Below are 6,088 nucleotides of genomic sequence, written 5' to 3'. Positions count from 1 at the left end.
GCCCCCAGTGGTCCTGCGACGACTGCGGCCGCCGGCCAGCCCCCGACGACGCCGGCCGCCCCGATCGTCGGCAGCGACCCGGCGACCGCGCCGGCGTCCTGGGAGCCACGGCCGAGCTTCACCGCCACCCGGCTGATCCTGGTCCGGCACGGCGAGACCCCGTACACCGAGCAGCGGCGCTACTCCGGGCGCGGCGACGTGCCGCTCTCCGAGCGTGGCCGGGCCCAGGCCCGCGCCACCGGCGCCCGGGTGGCCGAGCTGGCCCCGTCCGTCGCGGCCGTGCTCAGCTCACCGCTGTCCCGGTGTACGGCCACCGCGGCGTCGATCGCCGGGGCGCTCGGCGACGTGCCGGTCCGCACCGACGACGACCTGATCGAGTGCGACTTCGGCCAGTGGGAGGGGCGCACCTTCGCCGAGGTGCGCCAGCAGTGGCCGGGGGAGATGGACGCCTGGCTCGCCTCACCCCGGATCGCGCCGCCGGGCGGGGAGTCGTTCACCCACGTCGCCGAACGCGCGCACCGTGTCATCAGCGGGCTGCTCACCGCGTACCCCGGTGAGACCGTGGTGGTCGTCTCGCACGTCTCGCCGATCAAGCTGGTGTTGCGCGACGCGCTCGCGGCCGGCGACGGTTTCCTGCACCGGCTCTTCCTGGACGCGGCCGGCATCTCGGTGCTCGACATGTGGCCCGACGGCGGCGTGGCCGTGCGTACGGTCAACGACACCGCCCACCTCTTCAAGATCGACTAATTCCCATCTGTCGGGAGGGTTTTGGCTCGTGGGCCCGAACCTGTGGGGAACCTGTTGACAGTGGACGGACCCCGCTTCAAGATCGGTTCGTGCGAAGCGTTCACCTGACGAAGCGGGGTCACATCGACCTCCTGCGCGTCGCCAGCGCCGCCTGTCGACGCTCCATCTGACGCCGGGTTCCTCCCTCCCTCTCGCACGCTGTAGGCGTTTCCCATCCCCGCTGGTCTCCGGCCCCGCGGCGCGTCCGCCTGCGCGTACCCCTCCGACAGGAGATCCGTTCATGCTGTCCGCACGACGTTTACGCCGGCTCACCGCGACCGCGGTGAGCAGCGTCCTGCTCGGGACCGTGGTCCTGACCGGACCGGCGTCCGCCACCTCGCTGCCCACGGTGCCGCCGACCCCCGTCGACCTCTCCGACGTGCGGGGCTACCCCCGGCAGAGCACCCTCCCGGTCTGGCCGGACAACCCGGCCGACGCGTCCATCCCGATCGGGGTGACCCCGTACGACGAGATCGCGCCGAAGCTGAACGCGCTCCAGCGGGCGAGCGACCGGGTCTCCGCCCGGGTCGCCGGGAAGTCAGCCGGCGGCTACGACCTGTACGCCGTCACCGTGACCGCGCCGGAGAGTCGCGCCGAGGCGCTTCAGCAGGAGATCTGGAAACGGCGCATCGAGGACGAGCCCGCCCAGGCGCAGCGGGACCGCAGGTTGCTCGCCGGCTACAAGACCCCGCTGTTCGTCAACGCCAACATCCACGGCAACGAGTGGGAGGGCACCGACGCGGCGCTGCGGGTCATCGAGGAGTTCGCCACCGACCGCAGCCCGGAGGTCGCCGAACTGCTGCGACGCAACCGGCTGGTCTTCAACATCACCTCGAACCCGGACGGTCGAGTCGCCGGCACCCGGGCCAACGCGGCCGGCTACGACCTCAACCGCGACCTGACCATCGTCGCGCAGCCCGAGACCAACCTCATCCGTGAACTGATCATCGACGCCAAGCCGATCATCACGTTGGACCTGCACGGGTACGTCAACCCGACCCTGCTGCACCCCAGCACCCCGCCGCACAACGTCAACAACGAGTACGACCTGTACATCAAGCACGGCCTGCCCAACGCGTTGGCGATCGAGGAGGACCTGCGCGGCCTCGGGTACCCCGAGACCCAGCGGGCCAGGATCCCGTTCCGCGACGACGAACCGGGCGTGTGGGACGACTTCCCGCCGATCTACGTGCCGTCGTTCGCCATGTTGCAGAGCAGCATCCCGTACACCATCGAGGCGCCGCTCAACCCGCGCGGCAGCACGCTCACCCCGGCCGAGCGGGTACGCCGCTCCGGTATCAACACCGACGTGCACGAGGTGGCGATACGCACCTCGCTGCGCTACATCCAGGAGCACCGCGCCGAGGTGCTGCACGACCAAGCCGAGGTCTACCGCCGGGGCCTGGCCGGTGAGCCGTTGCGCGACATCCCCGACGGCTACGTGCCGGGCTGGGGGCAGGAGGACAACTACCACACCACCTTCCCCCGGGCGTACGTCATCCCGAGCGGCGCCGGGCAGCGCTCCGAGCCGGCCGCGGCCCGCCTGGTCGATCTGCTGATCAGCAGCGGTGGCCGGGTGTGGCGGGCGAAGCAGGCGTTCACCGCCGGCGGAAACCGCTACCAGGCCGGCTCGTACGTCGTCGACCTGCACCAACCCAAGCGCGGGCTGGTCAACTCGCTGCTCGAACCGGGCGCGGACATCACCGACCGGGTGAACGACCTCTACGCCGGCCCAGCCGCCTGGAGCCAGGGGCTCACCTGGGGCGCGACGGTGGACACCGTGTGGGACGCCCTGCCCCGGGTGCGCCTGGAGCGGACCTACGACGGTCGGGCCGAGGGCGTGCTGCCCGCCGGTCGGTCCGACCTGCGGTTGGATCTGCGTGACGCCGCCGACCTGCTCGCGGTGAACTCGCTGCTCGCCAAGGGCGTCGAGGTCCACCGGCTCGCGGACGGGTCGGTGGTCGTCCCCGGCACCCCGGCCAACCGCAAGCTGGCCGGTGCCGAGGTCCGAGCCCACGCGGTCAGCTTCGAGCGCGCGCCGGCCGGTTGGCGGGGCACCCGGCTGGACCGGGTCGTGGTCGGCTATCTCGGTTCGGTCGAGGAGCGCGACACCCTCGCCGACCTCGGCTTCGAGGCGCGGGCGCTGACCGCCGCGACGCTGACCGGCACGCTGACCGAGGACGTGGACGTCCTGCTGGTCGCCGACAACGTCAACCTGGCGAACCTGACCGCCGAGAACCGGGCGGCGCTGGACCGCTTCCTCGCCCGAGGCGGCGGTGTGGTCGGCCTGGGCACCGCCGGGGCGTCCTTCAGCAACGCCACGACGCTGCTGACGGTGACCGCCACTGCCGCGCCGAGCCTGGCCAGCGGGGTGGCCAACATCGTCAACAACGGGGGACCGGTCACCACCTCCGCCATCCCGCACGCGTTCATCAGCCAGCCCGTCTGGTTCACCGGCCTGGGCGCGGGCGTCGAGGTCGAGCAGTCGTACGCCGCCGACCCGCTGCTCGCCGGCTGGTGGGTCGCCGACGGCGCCAACGGGCAGGCCGCGGCGGCCAACCAGGCCAGCATCGTGCGGAGCGTCTCCGCCGCCGGCAACGGTGTGGTGCTGTTCGGCACCGACCCGACGTTCCGCCTGCACCCGAAGGGCCTTCAGCCGCAGCTCGGGCGGGCCCTGCTCTGGGCGGCGCAGCGCTGACCCCGGCTGGGTGAGCCAGCGACCAAGCCGACGTGGGGCCCGGGTGCGAACCGCACCCGGGCCTCACGCCGTCGAGGGCCAGCCGCACCTGCTCATCCGGCAGGCGATCCGGGCGCGCCGTTCGGCGCAGGCGGCCGGCCGTTCGGCGCAGCACCCTCCGGACGGGCAAGGTGACCGCCATCACAGAGTCGTAGCCTCCGGCCGTTACATCGGAAGCCACGACTCCCCGGAGGTGTGTCAGATGGCTGCACCCGAACCGGAGGCGCCGACCACGGCGCCAACCAGGGCGAAGGACCACAGCCCCTGGAACTGGTTGCTCTTCATCCCCATCGTGGTGCCGCTGATCCCGGCGTTCTTCAATGGCGACTCGCCCCGGGTCTTCGGCTTCCCGCGCTTCTACTGGCTGCAACTGGCCTTCATCCTGCTCGGCGTCGGCACCACCACGTTGGTCTACCAGATGACGAAGAAGCGGGGAGGCCGCTGATGTGGCGTGACCATCTCACCGAGATCATCGTGTTCTCAGTGCTGTTCCTGCTGGTCAGCGTGATGGGCTTCGTGGCCGCCCGGTGGCGGGCACCGAAGGACATGGCGCACCTGGACGAGTGGGGGCTGGGCGGCCGTAGCTTCGGCGGCTGGATCACCTGGTTCCTGGTCGGCGGTGACCTCTACACCGCGTACACCTTCGTGGCGGTGCCGGCGTTGATGTTCGGTGCCGGCGCGGCCGGGTTCTTCGCCGTGCCGTACACCATCGTCATCTACCCGCTGGTCTTCCTGGTGCTGGTGCGGCTCTGGTCGGTGTCGCACCGGCACGGGTTCGTCACGCCGGCCGACTTCGTCCGCAACCGGTTCGACTCGCCGGTGCTGGCGCTGCTGATCGCGATCACCGGCATCGTCGCCACCATGCCGTACATCGCGTTGCAGCTGGTCGGCATCGAGGCGGTGCTCAAGACGATGGGCGTCACCGGCGACAACGCGCTGGCCCGGCACCTGCCGATCATCATCGCGTTCGCCATCCTGGCCGCCTACACCTACCAGTCGGGGTTGCGCGCGCCCGCGCTGATCGCGTTCGTCAAGGACAGCCTGATCTACATCGTGATCCTGGTGGCGATCGTCTACCTGCCGTACAAGCTGGGCGGCTGGGGGGACATCTTCGCCGCCGCGGACGCGAAGTTCGACGCCTCGCCCAACCCGAACGACGGCATCCTGCTCAACGGCAACAACCAGCTTCAGTACGTGACGCTGGCGCTCGGCTCGGCGTTGGCGCTCTTCCTCTACCCGCACAGCATCACAGGTGTGCTGGCCAGCAGGAACCGCGACGTGATCAAGCGGAACATGTCGGCGCTGCCCGCGTACAGCCTGCTGCTCGGGTTGATCGCGCTGCTCGGCTACATGGCCATCGCGGCCGGCGTGAAGCCGCTGCCCGGCAACTCGGCCGGCTCGGTGGACAACAACACCATCGTCCCGCTGCTCTTCGACCAGCAGTTCCCGGACTGGTTCGCCGGTGTTGCGTACGCGGCGATCGGCATCGGCGCGCTGGTGCCCGCGGCGATCATGTCGATCGCGGCGGCGAACCTGTTCACCCGCAACATCTACAAGGAGTACCTGAAGCGGGACGCCTCCCCGGCCCAGGAGGCGAACGTCTCGAAGATCACCTCGCTGGTGGTGAAGGTCGGCGCGGTGGCCTGCATCGTCTTCCTCGACCCGCAGTTCTCCATCGACCTCCAACTGATCGGTGGCGTGATCATCCTGCAGACGCTGCCGGCGGTGGCGCTGGGCCTCTACACCCGCTGGTTCCACCGCACCGGCCTGATCGCCGGCTGGGCGGTCGGCATGGGGTTGGGCATGTGGATGCTCTACCAGGTGGCCAGTCCGACCCGGAAGCACTTCGGCGGTTCGGCGTTCCCGCTGTCGGAGTTCGGGTTCGACACCACCCGGACGATCTACGTCGGCATCGTGGCGGTGGCGGTCAACCTGGCCGTGGCGGCGTTGGTGACGCTCGCGCTGCGGGCCGCCAAGGTCGAGGAGGGAGTCGACGGCACCGAGCCGGACGACTACTTCGCCGACGAGGGCGACCCCCGGGTCACCCCGGGCGCCGACCGCGACGCCGACTCGGCCCGCGAGCCGGTCGCCTGACCTCAGGTACGTACGCCCGGGTGCCGACGTCTGTCGGTGCCCGGGCGTCCGAGAGGTGGAGGGCCTGCTCAGCTTCTACGAAGCGACGCTTTCGGAGCGAGGGATCCGGCGGCCGTACTGATCCGACAGCCACCGACGGCAGCTGGCCGCACCAACCCGCACGGTCGTCGTCGTGGGGCGGACGCCCCGACCAGCGTGATGACTCACAGGCATCAGGATGCCTGCGAGTCATCAACCTGTCCCGCGCTGTCCCACGTCCTCGCCTCCTCGCCTCCTCGCGTCCTCGCGCCCCGCGTCCCCCGCGTCGATCTTGCAGTTATGGTGCCCGGCCGGTGGTGGTTCACGCTGTTTGCCCCCCGCCACAAGTGCAAGATCGACGAGGCGGGGTGGGGCGGGGCGGGGCGCGGCGGGGTTGGGGTAGGGCGCGGCGGGTGGGGCGGGGTGGGAGTGGGGGTGGGCGGGGTTAGCGGG

5 protein-coding genes are annotated in these 6,088 nt (G+C 70.8%); all 5 read left to right on the top strand.

Annotated elements, in window-relative coordinates; genetic code table 11:
- On the top strand, positions 1-747 hold a 747-nt coding region (locus PSH25_RS26570), incomplete at its 5' end, for a histidine phosphatase family protein (protein WP_238661638.1).
- Positions 681-917, top strand: coding sequence for a putative leader peptide (locus PSH25_RS34235; RefSeq protein ID WP_372492855.1), 237 nt, complete (start codon positions 681-683; stop codon positions 915-917). The genes PSH25_RS26570 and PSH25_RS34235, both read left to right, overlap by 67 nt.
- Positions 918-1,027: 110 nt before the next feature.
- Complete coding sequence (locus PSH25_RS26565; RefSeq protein WP_238661637.1) at positions 1,028-3,484, top strand: M14 family zinc carboxypeptidase; 2,457 nt, start codon at positions 1,028-1,030, stop codon at positions 3,482-3,484.
- Positions 3,485-3,725: 241 nt separating this feature from the next.
- Positions 3,726-3,968 carry a DUF3311 domain-containing protein gene (locus PSH25_RS26560; protein ID WP_238661636.1) on the top strand — a complete coding sequence of 81 codons (243 nt, stop codon included), beginning with the start codon at positions 3,726-3,728 and terminating at the stop codon, positions 3,966-3,968.
- Entirely contained in the window at positions 3,968-5,617 is a 1,650-nt protein-coding gene (gene mctP / locus PSH25_RS26555; RefSeq protein ID WP_238661635.1) for a monocarboxylate uptake permease MctP, read from the top strand. The genes PSH25_RS26560 and mctP overlap by 1 nt, the downstream gene beginning before the upstream one ends.
- Positions 5,618-6,088 lie beyond the last annotated feature (471 nt).

It is taken from the genome of Micromonospora foliorum, from assembly GCF_022229015.1.
Classification (GTDB): domain Bacteria; phylum Actinomycetota; class Actinomycetes; order Mycobacteriales; family Micromonosporaceae; genus Micromonospora; species Micromonospora foliorum.
The sequence above is the reverse complement of the archived record's forward strand: the minus strand, read 5'-3'. Positions and strand labels throughout refer to the sequence as shown.

What these genes read in the sequence shown, in the direction of transcription:
- PSH25_RS26565 (WP_238661637.1), top strand. Translation starts at nt 1,028, where the DNA reads ATGCTGTCCGCACGACGTTTACGCCGGCTCACCGCGACCGCGGTGAGC.
- PSH25_RS26560 (WP_238661636.1), top strand. Translation starts at nt 3,726, where the DNA reads ATGGCTGCACCCGAACCGGAGGCGCCGACCACGGCGCCAACCAGGGCG.
- mctP (WP_238661635.1), top strand. Translation starts at nt 3,968, where the DNA reads ATGTGGCGTGACCATCTCACCGAGATCATCGTGTTCTCAGTGCTGTTC.